The organism is Bacillus cereus group sp. BfR-BA-01382 (genome assembly GCF_022663475.1).
In the GTDB taxonomy this organism is placed as follows: Bacteria; Bacillota; Bacilli; order Bacillales; family Bacillaceae_G; genus Bacillus_A; species Bacillus_A thuringiensis_S.
On record NZ_JAKUFQ010000050.1, the window covers coordinates 20,900 to 39,512 of the forward strand.

Consider the following 18,613-nt stretch of genomic DNA (forward strand, 5'->3'; position numbering starts at 1 on the left):
AGGGGCGTTTCTTTTGAGGAAAATTGGCATCATTGGCGGTACATTTGATCCGCCTCACTATGGACATTTGCTAATTGCAAATGAAGTATATCACGCTTTGGATTTGGAAGAAGTATGGTTCTTGCCAAACCAGATTCCGCCACATAAACAAGGACGTAATATTACAAGTATAGAAAGACGTTTACATATGTTAGAGCTCGCGACTGAGGCAGAAGAACACTTTTCTATTTGTTTAGAAGAGTTAAGCAGGAAGGGCCCATCTTATACGTATGACACTATGTTGCAATTGACGAAGAAGTATCCGGATGTGCAGTTTCACTTTATTATTGGTGGGGATATGGTTGAGTATTTACCGAAGTGGTATAACATTGAAGCTTTACTTAATCTTGTAACGTTTGTTGGAGTTGCGAGACCTGGGTACACATTGCATACGCCGTATCAGATTACTACAGTGGAAATTCCGGAATTTGCAGTTTCTTCATCCTTATTACGTGAGAGATATAAGGAGAAGAAAACGTGTAAATACTTACTTCCTGAAAAAGTACAGGTATATATCGAGAGGAATGGGTTGTATGAATCGTGAGAATGCACTTCATATTGTTAAACAACAAATGCATGAAAAACGTTATACACACACAATTGGTGTAATGGAGACAGCGATTGAGCTGGCTAAGTTATACGGTGTGGACGAGAAAAAAGCAGAGATGGCAGCTATATTCCATGATTATGCGAAATGTAGAGCGATTTCAGAGATGGAAGAGATTATTAAACGTGAAGATTTGCCGAAAGATTTACTTTGCTATAATAAAGAGTTGTGGCATGCGCCTGTTGGGGCATACTTAGTAGAAAAAGAGGTAGGCATTACGGATTCTGAAATTTTGCAAGCTATTACATATCATACAAGTGGTCATGAGAACATGACAATGTTAGATAAAGTGATTTATGTAGCTGATTACATTGAGCCAGGGCGAAAGTTTCCAGGTGTGGAAGAGGCTCGTAAACTCGCATATACGGATATAAATCAAGCTTTATTATTTGCGTTAAAGAAAACAATTCAATTTTTAATGGAAAAAAATCAGACGATTTATCCATTAACATTCCAAACATACAATGCAGTTATCAAGGAGGAAATGAGTAAATGAACGATAAAGATTTATTAGTATTAGCGGCAAAAGCAGCTGATGATAAAAGAGCAGAAGATATGGTTGTCCTAAATATGCAAGGTATTTCACCAATTGCAGATTATTTCATTATTTGTCACGGTAATTCAGATAAACAAGTGCAAGCAATTGCACGTGAAATTAAATCAAAAGCACATGAGTTCCAAATCGACGTACAACGTATGGAAGGTTTTGACGAAGCACGTTGGGTATTAGTTGATCTTGGAGATGTAGTTGCTCATGTATTCCATAAAGATGAGCGTAATCACTATAATTTAGAGCGTTTATGGGGCGATGTGCCACGTGAAGATATTACAGAAGAGCTAGGCCAATGAAATACGAACAATTTGCATTGTTGTACGACGAACTAATGAATGATGTCCCTTATGATAAATGGGTGGAATTCACAGAGGAAAGCCTGCAGCAAGCAGATATGAAAGAGGCAAAAATTCTTGATGTAGCATGCGGTACGGGTAATGTAACCCTTCCGCTTGTGCAAAAGGGTTACGATTTAATAGGTGTCGATCTTTCAGAAGAAATGTTAACAGTCGCTCAGCAAAAACTGGGAGCAGAGGGATACTTTATTCCTTTTTATCAACAAGACATGCGAGAGCTTGATGTTCCAGGTGAGTTTGATTGTGTAACCATCTTTTGTGATTCATTAAATTATGTATTGCAAGAAGATGGAGTGCAAGAAACATTTAGAAGAGTATTTCACCATTTACGCCAAGATGGCTTGTTTTTATTTGATGTACATTCTTTATATAAAATACATCATGTATTTCAAAATGAAACGTATACAGTGAATGGAGAAGAAATATCTCTTATTTGGAATTGCTTCCCTGGTGAAGAATCAAATAGTGTAGAGCATGATTTAACATTCTTTGTTCAAGATCCAGAAGAAGATGTGTACCATCGGTTTGACGAATGTCACGTGCAACGTGCATATCAAGTGGAAGAGTTAACGAAATGGCTTGAAGAAGCAGGTTTTACAGTGCTTCGTGTAACAGGTGATTTTGAGCGACTTGAAGTTACAGAACAAACAGAGCGTATTTTCTTCATGGCGAAGAAAAACGGATAAAGTGAAACTTTAATCAGCGGGGTGCGAAGCTCCCCGCTGATTATTAGTTGAACCAATCGGGCTTTTACGGGCAGCCCGACCCCCTCCTAACTTCTTTGCTTTCGCTGAGTTTTAAGGTGGGGATCTTACTGGCCGTTAATGCTTTTGTTTTATAAAGAAGATGTATTTTTAGTTCTAGCATAATCTGAAGATCGTATGCGTAAAGTGTGGGAATAGTAGTTGAAGTGAAAATGTATTGTAAAAAAGTAATTATTTATAAAAAGGATTTGGAATGTAAATGACGTATTTATTATGTGTGTTTATTGAATTGCTGATCAACGCATTCTAAATCTTCATCAAATTTTTCATGTGTTCGCTCGATTAACTTATGGAACATATCTCCAACGTGTTCTTCTAAAACCCGAATGCCTTCCCCAGTAACGCCGCCTTTCACGCAAACCTTTTCTTGTAAGGTAGGTAATGTGAAGATTTCTTTTTCAAGTAATTTCCCCATCCCCACGACCATTTCACTTACTAAAGTAGTAGCCTCTTCGTGTGTAATATTTGTTTTATCTACAGCAGCGTTAATGAAGCATTGTAGTAAATAACTAAAGAAAGCAGGACCGCAACTTGCTATATCAGATGAAACGCGCGTTATATCTTCTTCTATTACAAGAGGTGTAGAAATGTTTTTGAATAGACGAAGTAATTTTTGTTGCCATTCTTCAGAGCAATTATCTCCAAATGTAAATAGTGAGGCGCCAGAGAGGGCGCGGTTTGTGATACTTGGAATGATACGCGCGACGTGACAAGGTACGAGAGTCTCTAATTGTGATGGAGATATTGGACTCGTAATAGAAACTAAGCACGTTTCATCAGAAAAATGTTCAGCGTATTTTTTTAGGATAGGGTATATATCTATCGGCTTAACGCAAATAAAAATAAGTTGTGATTGTTCGATTACTTCCGGGATTGTTTTTGCTATATGAACAGAAGGGTATTTTTCTTTTATATGATATGCTTTGGCAGGCGTCCGATTAATGATTGTAAGGCACGAAGGTTTGACAGCACGGGTTTCTAAAAATGCATCGATTAGTATATTCCCCATGTTTCCTGTCCCTATAATTCCTATGTTCAAAGTTTCATCCCTCCTTCGTAACAGCTTTCTCCTAAACAATATGAATGATGTTATAAATTTATGATTAGAGGTGTAAAATGATGTGGGATTTTCCGAAAAAGTGGTTAGGTTTAGTAGCTATTATTGGAACTTTACTTTTTCTTGTTTTTTGGAAAACGAATCAGAGTGTAGAACGAACGCCTATTACAATGAATGTGCAAGAGAAGGAGATAGAAAAAAAGGGTAAACCGAAAATATCGGATACAAAGGAACAGAAAAGAACAATTATAATTGATGTGAAAGGAGCGGTTAATAAAGAAGGGGTATATGAAATGAAGGAAGGAGATCGCGTAAAGGATGCGGTTCAAAAGGCTGGTGGTTTTTTATCAGAAGTAGATATCAAAAAAGTGAATTTAGCACAAATTGTACAAGATCAAATGCTTCTTTATATACCGAGTAAAAATGAGTCAGAACAAGGGATGTTTACTTCTTCTAAGGAAGATGGCAAGATTCGAATAAATACAGCAGCGAAGGAGCAATTGGAAAAGATTACAGGAATTGGCTCTCGAAAGGCAGAAAGTATTTTGAAATATCGAGAAGAACATGGTCCGTTTCAGAAAATAGAAGATTTATTAGAGATTGATGGGATTGGTGCGAAGTCTCTTGAAAAGATAAAAGATCAAATTATTATTCCGTAAAAGATTGACGAAGTTTTTCTTCTTTCGCTACACTACAAGTAGACAAAAAAGTAGGTGAAAAATATGGAACGAATTTCATGGGATCAATATTTTATGACGCAAAGCCATCTACTATCGTTACGTAGTACATGTACAAGGCTTGCGGTAGGAGCGACAATCGTTCGCGATAAACGAATTATTGCTGGTGGATATAATGGTTCGATTAAAGGTGGCGTACATTGTATAGATGATGGTTGTTACGTAATCGATAATCATTGTGTTCGGACAATTCATGCCGAAATGAATGCTTTATTACAATGTGCCAAGTTTGGTGCGAAAACAGAGGAAGCAGAAATTTACGTTACGCATTTCCCTTGTTTACAATGTTGTAAGGCAATTATTCAAAGTGGTATTACAGCGGTTTATTATGCGCAGGATTATAAAAATCATCCATACGCCATAGAGTTATTTGAACAAGCGAATGTAACAGTGAAGCACGTTCCGCTAGAATATGATATTGCTGCATTAGAGGAGCAAAAACGTTATACGGAGTTAAAAGAATTATTTGCGTCTTTAGAAAAAGATAATTTATCAATGGAAGAATTACAGCATGTATTCACGAAAGCAAAAATGATGCTATAAGGAGTGAGTATAAGTTGCAGGAACAATGGGGGTATGTTGCAATCTCGTTTATAATAGGGATTGCAATTGCCTTTTCCTCGTCACTTTTATTGATAGTTTTTTGCCTCTTTTTAAATATTTTCTTCTGTTTATATCGCACTTCGCGTAAAACCTTCTTTTTTTGCATTGTAGCGTGCTTTAGTGGCGCTATATACACTTCTTATGTTCAAGGGTGGAATAAGTCTCTAGGAGAGTCCTATGGAGTTACAAGAGGTGTTATACAAAATACACCGCTTGTTAATGGCGATCGCCTATCTTTTCAATTTGAAGATCACAATAAAAATATAGTGCAATTAAGTTATAGAATAAAATCAGCTCTGGAAAAGGAAAAAATGCAACAATTATACGCAGGGATATCATGTGTATTCGAGGGTGAGAGGAAAGAACCACAAACAGCTCGGAATTTTCATGGTTTTAATTACCGTGATTATTTATACAAGCAACATATTCATTTCACATTTGAGGCTACATATATTTCTGAATGCTATAAAACATCACTGTCGCTTATGCAATGGATTCTCCTTTTGAGGCAACAAGCAATCTCGAAAGTTACAGAAATGTTTCCAGAGCAATCAGGTGCTTTTATGAATGCGTTACTATTTGGTGATAGACAACAAATGACGTTTGAAGTGGAAGAGCAATATCAACAGTTTGGTCTTATACATTTGTTAGCAATTTCAGGTTCGCACATTGTATTGTTAATGGGGATAGTATATTTTATTTTGCTAAGAAGTGGTGCGACGAGGGAGGTAGCAACAATTTGCCTTATCGTCTGTATTCCTTTGTATATGGTTTTAGCAGGGGCGTCACCATCTGTTATAAGGGCTTCTATAGCAGGAGTTTTGATGTTGATTGCTTTTATGTGCTCGATTCGTTTATCTAGTTTAGATGCTTTAAGTGTAACAGCTATATGTATGCTTATATATGACCCTTATCTTGTTTTTAATATTGGATTTCAGTTTTCTTTTGTAGGTAGCTTCGCTTTACTTTTGTCTGCTCCGTTCTTATTAGGGAGTAGCAACGGAGTAATCCGAAATTCTATTTATATTTCTATCATTTCACAGCTCGTTAGTACTCCGATCTTGTTATATCACTTTGGTTATTTTTCTCCATATAGCATTTTCCTCAATCTTTTATACGTTCCGTTTTTATCTATCATTGTATTACCATGTAGCATTATTATTTTACTGTGTATGCCAATTGTCCCGTTTCTCGCAAAAGGATTTGCGGATGTGTTATCAATAGGCTTGAGTATGTCTAATGTTCTTCTAAGTTATTGTGAAAGTTTACCATTTAACCAGCTTATTTTCGGGAAAACGTCCTTCAATCTTGTAGCTGTATATTGCACGAGTATTGTCAGTATATTGATAGTTTGGGAAAGGAGAGCGCCGAAAAAAATGGTTTGTATAGTTGTGAGTATATTTCTTTTTATTAGCACGTGTCATTATGTATATCCATATTTTAGAGGAAGCGGAAGTGTAACATTTATTGATGTTGGACAAGGTGATGCAATATTAATTCGCCTTCCGTATGATAAAGGGGTTTATCTTATTGATACAGGTGGAACGCTTCGTGTCAATAAGGAAGAGTGGCAACAAAAAAAGCATGAATTTTCTGTTGGAACTGATGTTTTAATACCCTATTTACAAAAAGAAGGTATTAAAACAATTGATAAATTAATCGTAACGCATGGAGATGCAGATCATATAGGTGCTGCGCAAGAATTATTATCATATATACCTGTAAAAGAAGTTGTATTTGGCCGGAAGGGAAAAGATGCAGTATTAGAAAAAGTAGTAAAGAAACAGGCATTAGAAAAGGAAATGAAAATAACTGAAGTGGGGGAAGGGGAAAGTTGGAGTGTAAATGAAGCTGAGTTTTTCGTTTTAGCTCCAAAAGGAAAAGAAAAAAGTGAAAATAATGCTTCAATTGTAATATGGGCAAAATTTGGAGGATTGACGTGGCTATTTACAGGCGATTTAGAAGAAGAAGGAGAGCAGTTTTTAGTATCTGCGTATCCAGATTTGCGAGTGGATGTTTTAAAAGTTGCTCATCATGGAAGTAATACGTCATCTATAGAGTCTTTTTTGAACGTTATACAGCCCCGTGTAGCGATTATATCTGTTGGTAAGCAGAATAGATATGGACACCCGCATAAAGAAGTAATAGAACGTTTGGGGAAGATGGGGAGTGCGATATGGCGCACGGACAAGCAAGGTGCTATTTCCTATGTTTTTAAAGGGGAAAATGGAACCTTTCAAAGTAAAATCACATATGATAAGACATATAATAGGTGAAAAAGAGAAGACTGCCATGAAGTGGCAGTCTTTAAGAACCGATAAATTTAATAACAGTTGCAATGATGAAAAGTGTTGCGAAAAAACCAAATGAGACGATAAATCCTACCCCTGAATCAATAGCGTCATTGCGTTTACTTTGAACGTTTTGTTCAAAATCATTCATTTAGAATCCCTCCCCAACATTCCACTTTAGTATAAAATATTGTCAGAAAAAAATCTACAATTTCAATGTGAAGAGAAAATGAGCTTTTTGCGAATTTTAGATTATGAAGTAACGTGAGTTTTTTGTTTCCAAGCATGTTAACAGTTGGCACTTATACTGGAATTTTTATTGTGAATAATAAAGGGAAGGTGATTACCGCACACCAATAAGAAACCCGGGGCTTATTGCGTGGCGTTTAATATAAATAAAGGGACGGGTTATAAAGCCTGTTCCTTTGTACTTGTAAAACAAAAGCTAGGGCATTAGTATAAATATATATTGCCAAGTTAGGGAGTAGGAAAAAGTATGAGTGATATACATAAAAAAATTAAAAAGAAACAGTTTGCTCCGTTATATTTACTATATGGGACGGAAGCTTTTTTTATAAATGAAACGATAAAGCTTATTACGACAGAAGCACTTGAAGAAGAAGATCGAGAGTTTAATGTTGTGACATACGATTTGGAAGAAGCGTATTTAGAAGATGTGGTTGAGGATGCGCGTACGCTTCCTTTCTTTGGAGAGCGGAAAGTACTGTTAATAAAATCACCGCTATTTTTGACTTCGCAAAAAGAAAAGTTAGAGCAAAATATAAAAATTTTAGAAGAATACATTGGTGAACCTTCTCCATTTTCTATTCTTGTTTTTGTTGCGCCTTACGAAAAACTTGATGAGCGAAAAAAAATTACAAAACTATTAAAGAAAACAGCAGATGTAGTAGAAGCGAATGCGATGCAAGTGCAGGATGTTCAGAAGTGGATTGTTGCTCGAGCAGATGAAGTGCATGTGCACATTGATAACGCGGCTGTTAGTTTGTTGCTAGAGCTTGTGGGAAGTAATGTAACGATGTTGGCGAAGGAAATGGACAAGTTAACGTTATACGTTGGTATGGGCGGAGAGATTACGACGAAACTTGTTGCAGAGCTTGTGCCAAAATCAGTTGAGCAAAATGTATTTGCTTTGACAGAAAAAGTGGTGAAAAAAGATATTGCAGGTGCAATGCAAATTTTGGATGGATTATTTACGCAGCAGGAAGAACCGATTAAATTGCTTGCGTTATTAGTGAGTCAATTCCGTTTGTTGTATCAAGTGAAAGAGTTACAGCAACGTGGTTATGGGCAAAATCAAATTGCATCTCATATTGGTGTACATCCGTATCGTGTAAAATTGGCGATGAATCAAACGAAATTTTTCTCTTTTGAAGAATTAAAAAAAGTGATTATAGAATTAGCGGAAGCTGATTATAGTATGAAGACGGGAAAGATGGATAAGAAACTTGTGCTCGAGTTTTTCTTAATGCGATTAAATCATATGTGATGACACAAAAAAAGTTCATGTACCTAGTGCATGAACTTTTTTTGTATATAAAAAAACGATCCAAATGGATCGTTTTTTAAACGCCTTACGCGTTTACTTGTTTCGCTAAGCGAGATTTTTGACGAGATGCAGCGTTTTGGTGGATAAGACCTTTACGAGCTGCTTTGTCAAGTTTTTTAGAAGCAGTTTTGAAAGCTTCTTTAGCATTTTCAAGATCGTTATTAGTAACTAAAGCTTCTACAGTTTTAACAGCAGAACGCATGTCAGACTTGATAGAAGCGTTATGTGCACGACGCTCTTCGCTAAGTTTAGCGCGTTTGATAGCAGATTTGATGTTTGCCATACTTTTCACCTCCCTGGTGCAATCGAATGACTCGATTCTTACATAGAACAAGTGATATTCTATCAAACGGTGAAGAGAATTGCAATAGTATATCCATGAAATTTCACGTAAAGGAAAGAATGACCTTATATAACTTTGGGAAATCTAACGATATTTACTATGAATTACGGAGGAGATACGATGAAAGAACCATTGGATTTAAGTAAATATAGCGTTAGAACTGACCTTGCTGTAGAAGCTCATCAAATGTTGCAAGAAAGCCAAGAAGAACAAAAAGGGATACAGGGGGTAATTGTAAAAGAGAGGGAAGAAGAAGGTACTATAATTACAAAAGTAACAATTGATGAAGCTGCCTCTGAAGCGATGGGTAAAAAACCTGGAAATTATTTAACGCTTGAAGTACAAGGTATACGTCAGCAAGATACAGAACTTCAACAAAAAGTGGAGCGTATTTTTGCAAAAGAATTTTCTTATTTCTTAGAAGAGGTTGGTGTTACAAAAGAAGCGAGCTGTTTAATTGTAGGCCTTGGGAATTGGAATGTAACACCGGATGCTCTTGGGCCAATAGTTGTAGAAAATGTATTAGTAACGAGACATTTGTTTCAATTGCAGCCTGAAAGTGTAGAAGAAGGATTCAGACCTGTTAGTGCAATTCGGCCGGGAGTAATGGGGATTACAGGCATCGAAACGAGCGATGTTATTTATGGGATTATTGAGAAGACAAATCCAGACTTTGTAATTGCGATTGACGCATTAGCTGCCCGTTCTATTGAGCGAGTAAATAGCACGATACAAATTTCTGATACTGGAATCCATCCTGGATCAGGGGTTGGGAATAAACGTAAGGAACTAAGTAAAGAGACATTAGGTATCCCTGTTATCGCAATTGGTGTTCCGACTGTGGTCGATGCCGTTTCGATTACAAGTGATACGATTGATTTTATTTTGAAACATTTTGGTCGAGAGATGAAAGAAGGAAACAAACCTTCAAGATCTTTGTTACCAGCGGGATTTTCATTTGGAGAAAAGAAAAAATTAACAGAAGAAGATATGCCAGATGAAAAGAGCCGAAATATGTTTTTAGGTGCTGTTGGTACGTTAGAAGAAGAAGAAAAAAGAAGGTTGATTTATGAAGTGCTATCGCCTCTTGGTCATAACTTAATGGTGACCCCAAAAGAAGTAGATACTTTTATTGAGGATATGGCGAATGTAATAGCGAGTGGTTTAAATGCAGCGCTGCATCATCAAATTGATCAAGATAATACGGGAGCGTATACACATTGAGGGAGAAAGATGATAATAGTTTGAGTCGTTTTGCGCTTTTGTGTATATGTAGTGTAGCTTTATGTTTACTTATGATGATAGCAGGAGTGTCACTTGCTAATCATGGTTTGAAAAGTATGAAAGGTTATCGGCAATTGTCGTATGAACAAATAGCTCATATGACAGGGACAGAGAGTACAGGTGCTGAATCAGAAATTTTGGGTAGTTCGTTTTCAGCTTCAGAAAAACAACAACAATTAGAACGTTTAAGAAGTTTTAATGTTGTAGAAGGAATTGGGATGGCGTTAGCAAGTGTAGCTTATGAAATGACGAAGTTCGGAACGGATATAGTTGTTGGGAAAATAAAGGGGATTTTTAGCTAAGAGTAGCATGGGAGATGGTTGTTTTACTGATTTGTAAGACAACCGTTTTAAAATTTGAAAAGGGTTTGTCTCTTATGGTTTATTCGCATAAGATATAGATAGAATGATTTGTATCGTAAGCAGCACGAGTTTTCATTGAATCTTTGTTGCTCTATTGATATAATCAGTGCTAGTGTATATTGGCGAGACTATTAGGAGTTGAGAACATAGATGAACAAAGAAGAAAGAGCAAAAAGACAGTCCAAAATTCGTAATTTCTCTATTATTGCTCATATTGACCACGGAAAATCAACGTTAGCAGACCGTATTTTAGAGAAAACAAATGCGTTAACACAACGCGAAATGAAAGCTCAGTTGCTTGACTCTATGGATTTAGAGCGTGAGCGTGGTATTACAATCAAATTAAACGCAGTACAATTAAACTATAAAGCAAAAGATGGTGAAGAGTATATTCTTCATTTAATTGATACACCAGGACACGTCGACTTTACGTACGAAGTATCTCGTAGTTTAGCGGCTTGTGAAGGCGCGATTCTTGTAGTAGATGCAGCGCAAGGTATTGAAGCGCAAACGTTAGCGAACGTATACTTAGCGCTTGATAACAACTTGGAAATTTTACCAGTTATCAATAAAATCGACTTACCAAGTGCGGATCCAGAACGTGTACGTCAAGAGGTAGAAGATGTAATTGGTTTAGATGCATCAGAAGCGGTACTTGCTTCTGCAAAAGCTGGAATTGGTATTGAAGAAATTTTAGAACAAATTGTTGAAAAAGTACCAGCTCCGGCAGGTGATTCAGAAGAGCCGTTACAATGTATGATTTTCGACTCTTTATATGATCCGTACCGTGGTGTAATTGCTTATATCCGTGTTGTAAATGGAACGGTAAAAGTTGGCGATAAAGTACGTATGATGGCAACGGGTAAAGAATTTGAAGTAACAGAAGTAGGTGTATTTACACCGAAAACTACGCAACGTGACGAGTTAACAGTAGGTGATGTAGGTTTCTTAGCAGCATCTATTAAAAACGTAGGTGATACACGTGTTGGTGATACGATTACACATGCGAAACGTCCAGCTGCAGAGGCGTTACCAGGTTACCGTAAATTAAACCCGATGGTATTCTGTGGGCTGTATCCAATTGATTCTGCTCGTTATAACGATTTACGTGATGCGTTAGAAAAATTAGAGTTAAACGATTCTGCTCTTGAGTTTGAACCAGAAACATCTCAAGCGTTAGGATTTGGTTTCCGTTGTGGATTCTTAGGACTTCTTCACATGGAAATCATTCAAGAACGTATTGAACGTGAATTTAAGATTGACTTAATTACAACAGCGCCAAGCGTTATTTATAAAGTTTATTTAACAAACGGTGAAGATGTTATTGTTGATAATCCATCTAATATGCCAGACCCACAGTCTATCGATCGTGTAGAAGAGCCGTTTGTGAAGGCTTCAATTATGGTTCCGAATGACTATGTTGGAGCTGTAATGGAAATTTGCCAAGGTAAACGTGGAACGTTTATTGATATGCAATATTTAGATGAAACGCGTGTTACATTAACATATGAAATCCCGTTATCAGAAATCGTATATGACTTCTTCGATCAATTGAAATCAAATACGAAAGGGTATGCATCATTTGATTATGAGTTAATTGGTTATAAACCATCTAAACTTGTGAAAATGGATATTCTTTTAAATAATGAACAAGTGGATGCTTTATCATTTATCGTACACCGTGATTCAGCGTATGACCGTGGTAAAGTAATTGTAGAGAAATTAAAAGAATTAATTCCGAGACAACAGTTCGAAGTGCCAATTCAGGCGACTATCGGAAATAAAGTTGTAGCACGTTCTACAATTAAGGCGATGCGTAAAAACGTACTTGCAAAATGTTACGGCGGTGACATTTCTCGTAAGCGTAAACTTCTTGATAAGCAAAAAGAAGGTAAAAAACGTATGAAGTCTGTTGGTTCTGTAGAAGTGCCGCAAGAGGCATTCATGGCTGTACTGAAAATGGATGACAACTAATATTTGAAATAAAAAAGAAGTCGTTTGTACGGCTTCTTTTTTCTGTATAATTACTTTTTAGACATCTGAGCAGCTCTCATTTACAATAATGAGAGAGCTTTTTAGTTCATATAGAGTTAGGAGATTGTTAATGTCCGAAAATATTCGAAAAGATATTCAAGATAAAATACAAAATGGCAATTTTAATTGTGAAAAGGAATTGACGCTTTCTATTATTAGTGGAAAGTGGAAAGTTGTGATACTGTGGCATCTTGGTGTGGAAGGGCCTCATCGTTTTAGTGAATTACAACGGTTATTCCCAAGCATTTCTCATAAAGTTTTGTCGAACCAATTAAAAGAGTTAATGGAAGATGGGATTGTTGATCGAACAGTATATCCCGAAATTCCTCCTCGTGTTGAGTATTATATGACGGAACTAGGCATGTCACTTTTACCGATCGTTGAAATGATGTATGATTGGGGGAAAATGCGAATGGAACAAATTCGTAATACGTTAGAGAAGTAGAGAATCCTCCGGAGGGCGGAGGTTTTCTTTTTAGAAAGGTAGGAGTTATATTTGGTACAAGCTGCATATATTCATATCCCGTTTTGTCAGCACATTTGTCACTATTGTGATTTTAATAAAGTGTTTATTGAACGCCAACCGGTTGATCAATATTTAGATTATTTAGAGAAGGAAATAATAAATACGGTTCAAAGAGTTCCGTTTGATAGTATGAAAACGATTTTTGTGGGCGGTGGAACTCCGACAGCGTTAAATATGGAACAGACAAAAAAATTACTCGAGATTATTAATCGTCATTTGCGCCCGTTTGCTCCGAATTGTGAATTGACATTTGAAGCGAATCCAGGAGATCTACCGAAAGAGAAGTTGAATGTACTACTAGAAGGTGGAGTGAATCGAATTAGTTTTGGTGTGCAAACGTTCCGTGATGAACTGCTTGAGAAAATCGGGCGCAAGCATACGAGGGAAGATGCATTCCTAGCGATTCGAGAAGCTCAGGAAGTAGGCTTTAAAAATATTAATGTAGATATTATTTATGCTTTGCCAGGACAAACGATAGAAGATGTGAAGGAAACATTAGACATTGCTTTTACGCTTGGTGTACAACATTTCTCGGCATATTCATTAATTGTGGAACCTAAAACAGTGTTTTATAACTTAATGAATAAAGGGAAATTGCGTCTTCCGGGTGAAGACCATGAAGCGAAAATGTATGAAATGGTAATGGATGAAATGGAGAAACACGGTTATAACCAGTATGAAATTAGTAATTTCTCAAAAGGTGACAATAAAAGTAGACATAATCTCACATACTGGAATAATGAAGAGTATTATGGCTTTGGAGCTGGAGCTCATAGTTATGTGAATGGGGAACGTATTCAAAATGTAGGTCCGCTGAAGCAATATTTTAATAAAATTGATGAAACAGGATTTCCGTATTTAGATGTTCACGTGGTGACGGAGAAAGAAAAGATGGAAGAAGAGTTGTTCTTAGGACTTCGAAAAACAAAAGGTGTATCTAAAATAGCATTTCAAAAGAAATTTAATATGGAGATGGATCAAGTTTTCGCGAAGCAGTTACAAAACAACCAAGAACAAGGATTGCTTGAAGAGAGCGATGGATATGTTCGTTTAACGCGAAAAGGAAAATTATTAGGGAATGAAGTATTCCAATCATTTTTAATTGACTAATTAAATGTTCCATTAACGTGAAAAAGTTTCATTATTTCGTGACGTTTCCGTTGACAATTGAATGTCAATTTTGGTAAGTTATTAATAGATTTAGCACTCAAAGACAAAGAGTGCTAACAGAGGTGATGATGAGATGCTTACGGAACGTCAGCTCTTAATTTTACAAACAATTATTGATGACTTTATTGGATCAGCGCAGCCTGTTGGGTCTAGAACGTTGGCTAAAAAAGATGAAATTACATTTAGTTCAGCTACTATTCGAAATGAAATGGCGGACTTAGAAGAATTAGGTTTTATTGAAAAAACGCACAGTTCTTCTGGACGTGTTCCTTCTGAGAAAGGCTACCGATTTTATGTAGACCATCTTTTAGCGCCGCAAAACTTACCGAACGCTGAAATTGTACAAATTAAAGATTTATTTGCTGAAAGAATTTTTGAAGCGGAAAAAATTGCACAGCAATCTGCTCAAATTTTATCAGAACTTACGAATTATACGGCCATTGTTCTTGGACCGAAGTTAAGCACAAATAAACTTAAAAATGTACAAATTGTGCCGCTTGATCGTCAAACTGCAGTCGCTATTATTGTAACTGATACAGGGCATGTACAAAGTAAAACGATTACCGTTCCGGAATCTGTTGATTTATCAGATTTAGAAAAAATGGTTAATGTTTTAAATGAAAAGCTATCTGGCGTACCGATGGAAGAACTTCATAATAAAATCTTTAAGGAAATTGTTACAGTTTTACGTGGGTATGTTCATAATTATGATAGTGCAATAAGAATGTTAGATGGTACATTTCAAGTTCCGTTATCGGAAAAGATATACTTTGGAGGAAAAGCAAATATGCTTTCGCAGCCAGAGTTCCATGACATTCAAAAGGTTAGATCTTTGCTTACCATGATTGATAATGAAGCTGAATTTTATGACATTTTGCGTCATAAACAAGTCGGGATTCAAGTGAAAATTGGTAGGGAAAACACTTCGACGGCTATGGAGGATTGCAGTTTAATTTCTGCAACATATTCGATCGGCGAAGAGCAACTTGGAACAATTGCTATTTTAGGTCCGACAAGAATGCAATATTCTCGTGTAATTAGTTTGTTACAGTTATTTACGAGACAATTTACAGATGGACTTAAAAAGTAAATGAGAGTAATACATTCGCTCAAGTGATGAAATTTTCATTGCTGTGTGTAATATATAATGCTTAGGTAATCATGCTATGCATGATACCTAATACCTTTTAAGGAGGTGAATATTGTGGAAGAGCGTAACGAACAAGTGGTAGAAGAAGTAAAAGAAGCGCAAGTTGAAGAAGCTGTCACGCCAGAAAACAGTGAAGAAACTGTAGAAGAAAAAAGTGAGGCTGCTCTTTTACAAGAAAAAGTAGATGAGTTACAAGCGAAACTAACGGAAACGGAAGGTCGCACATTACGTCTACAAGCTGATTTTGAAAATTATAAGCGCCGCGTCCAAATGGATAAACAGGCTGCTGAAAAATATAGAGCACAAAGTCTAGTTTCAGACATTTTGCCAGCTCTTGATAATTTTGAAAGAGCAATGCAAGTGGAAGCGACTGATGAGCAAACGAAATCCTTGTTACAAGGCATGGAAATGGTGCATCGTCAATTGTTAGAAGCGCTGACTAAAGAAGGTGTGGAAGTGATTGAAGCTGTTGGTAAACAGTTTGATCCTAATGAACACCAAGCTATTATGCAAGTGGAAGATAGTGAATTTGAATCAAACGCGGTTGTGGAAGAATTCCAAAAAGGTTATAAATTAAAAGACCGTGTGATTCGCCCATCAATGGTAAAAGTAAATCAATAATTTACATAAAACTAGGAGGATTCGCCATGAGTAAAATTATCGGTATTGACTTAGGTACAACAAACTCTTGTGTAGCTGTTATGGAAGGTGGAGAACCAAAGGTTATTCCAAATCCAGAAGGAAACCGTACAACACCTTCTGTTGTAGCTTTCAAAAATGAAGAACGTCAAGTTGGGGAAGTTGCAAAGCGCCAAGCAATTACAAACCCAAATACAATCATGTCTGTTAAACGTCATATGGGTACAGACTACAAAGTAGAAGTTGAAGGTAAAGATTATACACCTCAAGAAATTTCTGCAATCATTTTACAAAACTTAAAAGCTTCTGCTGAAGCATACTTAGGTGAAACAGTAACGAAAGCTGTTATTACAGTACCTGCATACTTCAACGATGCAGAGCGTCAAGCAACGAAAGATGCTGGTCGTATCGCTGGTTTAGAAGTTGAGCGTATCATTAACGAGCCAACAGCAGCAGCACTTGCTTACGGTTTAGAAAAACAAGACGAAGAACAAAAAATCTTAGTATATGACTTAGGTGGCGGTACATTTGACGTATCTATCCTTGAGTTAGCAGACGGCACATTCGAAGTTATTTCAACTGCTGGTGACAACCGTCTTGGTGGCGATGACTTTGACCAAGTTATCATCGATCACTTAGTAGCTGAGTTCAAAAAAGAAAATAACATTGATTTAAGCCAAGATAAAATGGCGCTTCAACGCTTGAAAGATGCAGCTGAAAAAGCGAAAAAAGATCTTTCTGGTGTAACACAAACTCAAATTTCATTACCATTCATTAGTGCTGGAGCTGCTGGTCCATTACACCTAGAATTAACGTTAACAAGAGCGAAATTCGAAGAGCTTTCAGCAGGTCTTGTTGAAAGAACATTAGAGCCAACTCGTCGTGCATTAAAAGACGCTGGTTTTGCTCCAAGCGAATTAGATAAAGTTATTCTTGTTGGTGGATCTACTCGTATCCCAGCTGTACAAGAAGCTATTAAACGTGAAACTGGTAAAGAGCCATATAAAGGTGTAAACCCTGATGAAGTTGTAGCATTAGGTGCTGCAGTTCAAGGTGGCGTACTTACTGGTGATGTAGAAGGCGTTCTATTATTAGACGTAACTCCACTTTCTTTAGGTATTGAAACTATGGGTGGCGTGTTCACGAAATTAATCGAGCGTAACACTACAATTCCAACAAGCAAGTCACAAGTATTCTCGACAGCTGCTGATAATCAACCAGCAGTAGACATTCACGTATTACAAGGTGAGCGTCCAATGTCAGCTGACAACAAAACGTTAGGTCGTTTCCAATTAACTGACCTTCCACCAGCACCACGTGGTATTCCACAAATCGAAGTAACATTCGATATTGATGCGAACGGTATCGTTAACGTACGTGCGAAAGACTTAGGAACAAGCAAAGAGCAAGCTATTACAATCCAATCTTCTTCAGGTCTTTCTGATGAAGAAGTAGAACGTATGGTACAAGAAGCGGAAGCAAATGCTGACGCTGACCAAAAACGTAAGGAAGAAGTTGAACTTCGTAACGAAGCTGACCAACTTGTATTCCAAACAGACAAAGTTGTAAAAGATTTAGAAGGTAAAGTAGATGCAGCTGAAGTTGCAAAAGCAACAGAAGCGAAAGAAGCATTACAAGCTGCAATTGAGAAAAACGAGCTTGAAGAAATTCGTGCGAAAAAAGATGCTTTACAAGAAATCGTACAACAATTAACTGTTAAATTATACGAGCAAGCTCAAGCAGCTGCTGGTCAAGCAGAAGGTGCGCAAGGTGCACAAGACGCTGGCACGAAGAAAGACAATGTAGTTGACGCTGAGTTTGAAGAAGTAAAAGAAGACAAGTAATTCAACTGTAAACATAATAAGTAAGATGACAAAAAGTCAAAGTCAAGCGTGCCTTGACTTTGGCTTTTTTCACGAATGAGAAGTGATGTGTGAGGATCTTAAGTTTTTCGCTTTGCATACTGTAAGTGAGGAAACTTTGTTGCAAAGCACTTTCTTTCGGTGTTAAAATTACGTTTATGTGAAAGATTCGGGGGTTGTAAATTTATGAGTAAACGAGACTATTATGAGGTCCTTGGACTTAGCAAGGGCGCTTCAACAGATGAAATAAAAAAAGCGTATCGTCGTTTGGCTAAAAAATACCATCCAGACGTAAGCAAAGAAGAAAATGCAATTGAAAAGTTTAAAGAAGTACAAGAAGCATACGAAGTGTTAAGTGATGATCAAAAGCGTGCGCAGTACGATCAATTTGGTCATGCTGGTGCAAATCAAGGATTCGGTGGATTTGGCGGCGGAGGAGACTTCGGCGGTGGCTTCGGTTTTGAAGATATATTTAGTTCTTTCTTTGGCGGTGGCGGCGGCAGACGCCGTGATCCAAATGCTCCGCGCCAAGGTGCTGACTTACAATATCAAGTCACTTTAGATTTTGAAGAAGCTATTTTTGGTAAGGAATTAAATGTGGAAATTCCAGTAGAAGATCCATGTGATACTTGTAAAGGTAGTGGAGCAAAACCAGGAACTTCAAAAGAA

19 protein-coding genes and 1 pseudogene are annotated in these 18,613 nt (G+C 37.0%); 17 read left to right on the forward strand and 3 right to left on the reverse strand.

All coding sequences use genetic code 11. The features are described from left to right. Positions 1-13 precede the first annotated feature (13 nt). From nadD to MR160_RS19350, 4 genes are read left to right on the forward strand one after another with little or no spacing between them, the layout of a single operon-like run. Complete coding sequence (gene nadD / locus MR160_RS19335) at positions 14-583, forward strand: nicotinate-nucleotide adenylyltransferase (RefSeq protein ID WP_001226031.1); 570 nt, start codon at positions 14-16, stop codon at positions 581-583. Further along, complete coding sequence (gene yqeK / locus MR160_RS19340; RefSeq protein ID WP_001078483.1) at positions 573-1,142, forward strand: bis(5'-nucleosyl)-tetraphosphatase (symmetrical) YqeK; 570 nt, start codon at positions 573-575, stop codon at positions 1,140-1,142. Before nadD ends, yqeK begins: the two co-directional genes overlap by 11 nt. Next, the gene (gene rsfS, locus MR160_RS19345) at positions 1,139-1,495 is read left to right on the forward strand and encodes a ribosome silencing factor (protein ID WP_000998173.1); all 357 of its coding nucleotides are present in this window, start codon (positions 1,139-1,141) and stop codon (positions 1,493-1,495) included. Before yqeK ends, rsfS begins: the two co-directional genes overlap by 4 nt. Beyond that, on the forward strand, positions 1,492-2,241 hold the full coding sequence (locus MR160_RS19350; protein ID WP_000873064.1) for a class I SAM-dependent methyltransferase: 750 nt from the start codon (positions 1,492-1,494) through the stop codon (positions 2,239-2,241). The genes rsfS and MR160_RS19350 overlap by 4 nt, the downstream gene beginning before the upstream one ends. A gap of 289 nt (positions 2,242-2,530) precedes the next feature. Here MR160_RS19350 and comER read toward each other — a convergent pair whose 3' ends face one another. Beyond that, positions 2,531-3,358, reverse strand: coding sequence for a late competence protein ComER (comER, locus tag MR160_RS19355; protein ID WP_001020554.1), 828 nt, complete (start codon positions 3,356-3,358; stop codon positions 2,531-2,533). Between the two features lie 77 nt (positions 3,359-3,435). Between comER and MR160_RS19360 the strand changes: the two genes are divergently transcribed. The 3 genes from MR160_RS19360 to MR160_RS19370 all read left to right on the forward strand — a co-directional run bounded on the left by MR160_RS19360 (position 3,436) and on the right by MR160_RS19370 (position 6,992). Beyond that, the gene (locus tag MR160_RS19360; RefSeq protein WP_000989935.1) at positions 3,436-4,035 is read left to right on the forward strand and encodes a helix-hairpin-helix domain-containing protein; all 600 of its coding nucleotides are present in this window, start codon (positions 3,436-3,438) and stop codon (positions 4,033-4,035) included. Between the two features lie 63 nt (positions 4,036-4,098). Beyond that, on the forward strand, positions 4,099-4,656 hold the full coding sequence (locus MR160_RS19365) for a ComE operon protein 2 (protein WP_000439773.1): 558 nt from the start codon (positions 4,099-4,101) through the stop codon (positions 4,654-4,656). Positions 4,657-4,670: 14 nt separating this feature from the next. Further along, positions 4,671-6,992: a DNA internalization-related competence protein ComEC/Rec2 gene (locus MR160_RS19370; RefSeq protein WP_001157827.1), complete on the forward strand. Its 2,322-nt coding sequence runs from the start codon at positions 4,671-4,673 to the stop codon at positions 6,990-6,992. 31 nt (positions 6,993-7,023) lie between these two features. Here MR160_RS19370 and MR160_RS19375 read toward each other — a convergent pair whose 3' ends face one another. Next, the gene (locus tag MR160_RS19375; RefSeq protein WP_000997609.1) at positions 7,024-7,158 is read right to left on the reverse strand and encodes a YqzM family protein; all 135 of its coding nucleotides are present in this window, start codon (positions 7,156-7,158) and stop codon (positions 7,024-7,026) included. Between the two features lie 345 nt (positions 7,159-7,503). Here MR160_RS19375 and holA point away from each other — a divergent pair, with 345 nt between their 5' ends. After that, positions 7,504-8,514, forward strand: coding sequence for a DNA polymerase III subunit delta (gene holA, locus MR160_RS19380; protein ID WP_001279923.1), 1,011 nt, complete (start codon positions 7,504-7,506; stop codon positions 8,512-8,514). A gap of 85 nt (positions 8,515-8,599) precedes the next feature. On the opposite strand, the gene rpsT is transcribed toward holA, so the two are convergent. Next, on the reverse strand, positions 8,600-8,857 hold the full coding sequence (rpsT, locus tag MR160_RS19385; RefSeq protein ID WP_001274012.1) for a 30S ribosomal protein S20: 258 nt from the start codon (positions 8,855-8,857) through the stop codon (positions 8,600-8,602). Positions 8,858-9,037: 180 nt separating this feature from the next. Here rpsT and gpr point away from each other — a divergent pair, with 180 nt between their 5' ends. From gpr to dnaJ, 9 genes and pseudogenes are all read left to right on the forward strand, one after another. Further along, entirely contained in the window at positions 9,038-10,141 is a 1,104-nt protein-coding gene (gene gpr / locus MR160_RS19390; protein WP_000662644.1) for a GPR endopeptidase, read from the forward strand. Then, positions 10,138-10,503 carry a YqxA family protein gene (locus MR160_RS19395; protein WP_001207093.1) on the forward strand — a complete coding sequence of 122 codons (366 nt, stop codon included), beginning with the start codon at positions 10,138-10,140 and terminating at the stop codon, positions 10,501-10,503. Before gpr ends, MR160_RS19395 begins: the two co-directional genes overlap by 4 nt. A gap of 210 nt (positions 10,504-10,713) precedes the next feature. After that, on the forward strand, positions 10,714-12,537 hold the full coding sequence (lepA, locus tag MR160_RS19400; protein ID WP_001030948.1) for an elongation factor 4: 1,824 nt from the start codon (positions 10,714-10,716) through the stop codon (positions 12,535-12,537). A gap of 130 nt (positions 12,538-12,667) precedes the next feature. Beyond that, entirely contained in the window at positions 12,668-13,042 is a 375-nt protein-coding gene (locus MR160_RS19405) for a winged helix-turn-helix transcriptional regulator (RefSeq protein ID WP_001293539.1), read from the forward strand. A 51-nt stretch (positions 13,043-13,093) separates the two neighbouring features. Beyond that, positions 13,094-14,233 (forward strand): radical SAM family heme chaperone HemW, encoded by a 1,140-nt coding sequence (hemW, locus tag MR160_RS19410; protein ID WP_000249440.1) that lies wholly within the window; start codon positions 13,094-13,096, stop codon positions 14,231-14,233. Between the two features lie 133 nt (positions 14,234-14,366). Next, the gene (gene hrcA, locus MR160_RS19415) at positions 14,367-15,383 is read left to right on the forward strand and encodes a heat-inducible transcriptional repressor HrcA (protein WP_000954943.1); all 1,017 of its coding nucleotides are present in this window, start codon (positions 14,367-14,369) and stop codon (positions 15,381-15,383) included. Positions 15,384-15,497: 114 nt separating this feature from the next. Then, positions 15,498-16,064, forward strand: a complete 567-nt coding sequence (gene grpE / locus MR160_RS19420; protein WP_000392711.1) for a nucleotide exchange factor GrpE — start codon at positions 15,498-15,500, stop codon at positions 16,062-16,064. Positions 16,065-16,090: 26 nt separating this feature from the next. Beyond that, the gene (gene dnaK / locus MR160_RS19425) at positions 16,091-17,926 is read left to right on the forward strand and encodes a chaperone protein DnaK (RefSeq protein ID WP_000034701.1); all 1,836 of its coding nucleotides are present in this window, start codon (positions 16,091-16,093) and stop codon (positions 17,924-17,926) included. Positions 17,927-18,130: 204 nt separating this feature from the next. After that, positions 18,131-18,613 (forward strand): annotated as a pseudogene (gene dnaJ, locus MR160_RS19430) (chaperone protein DnaJ); the annotation flags it as partial.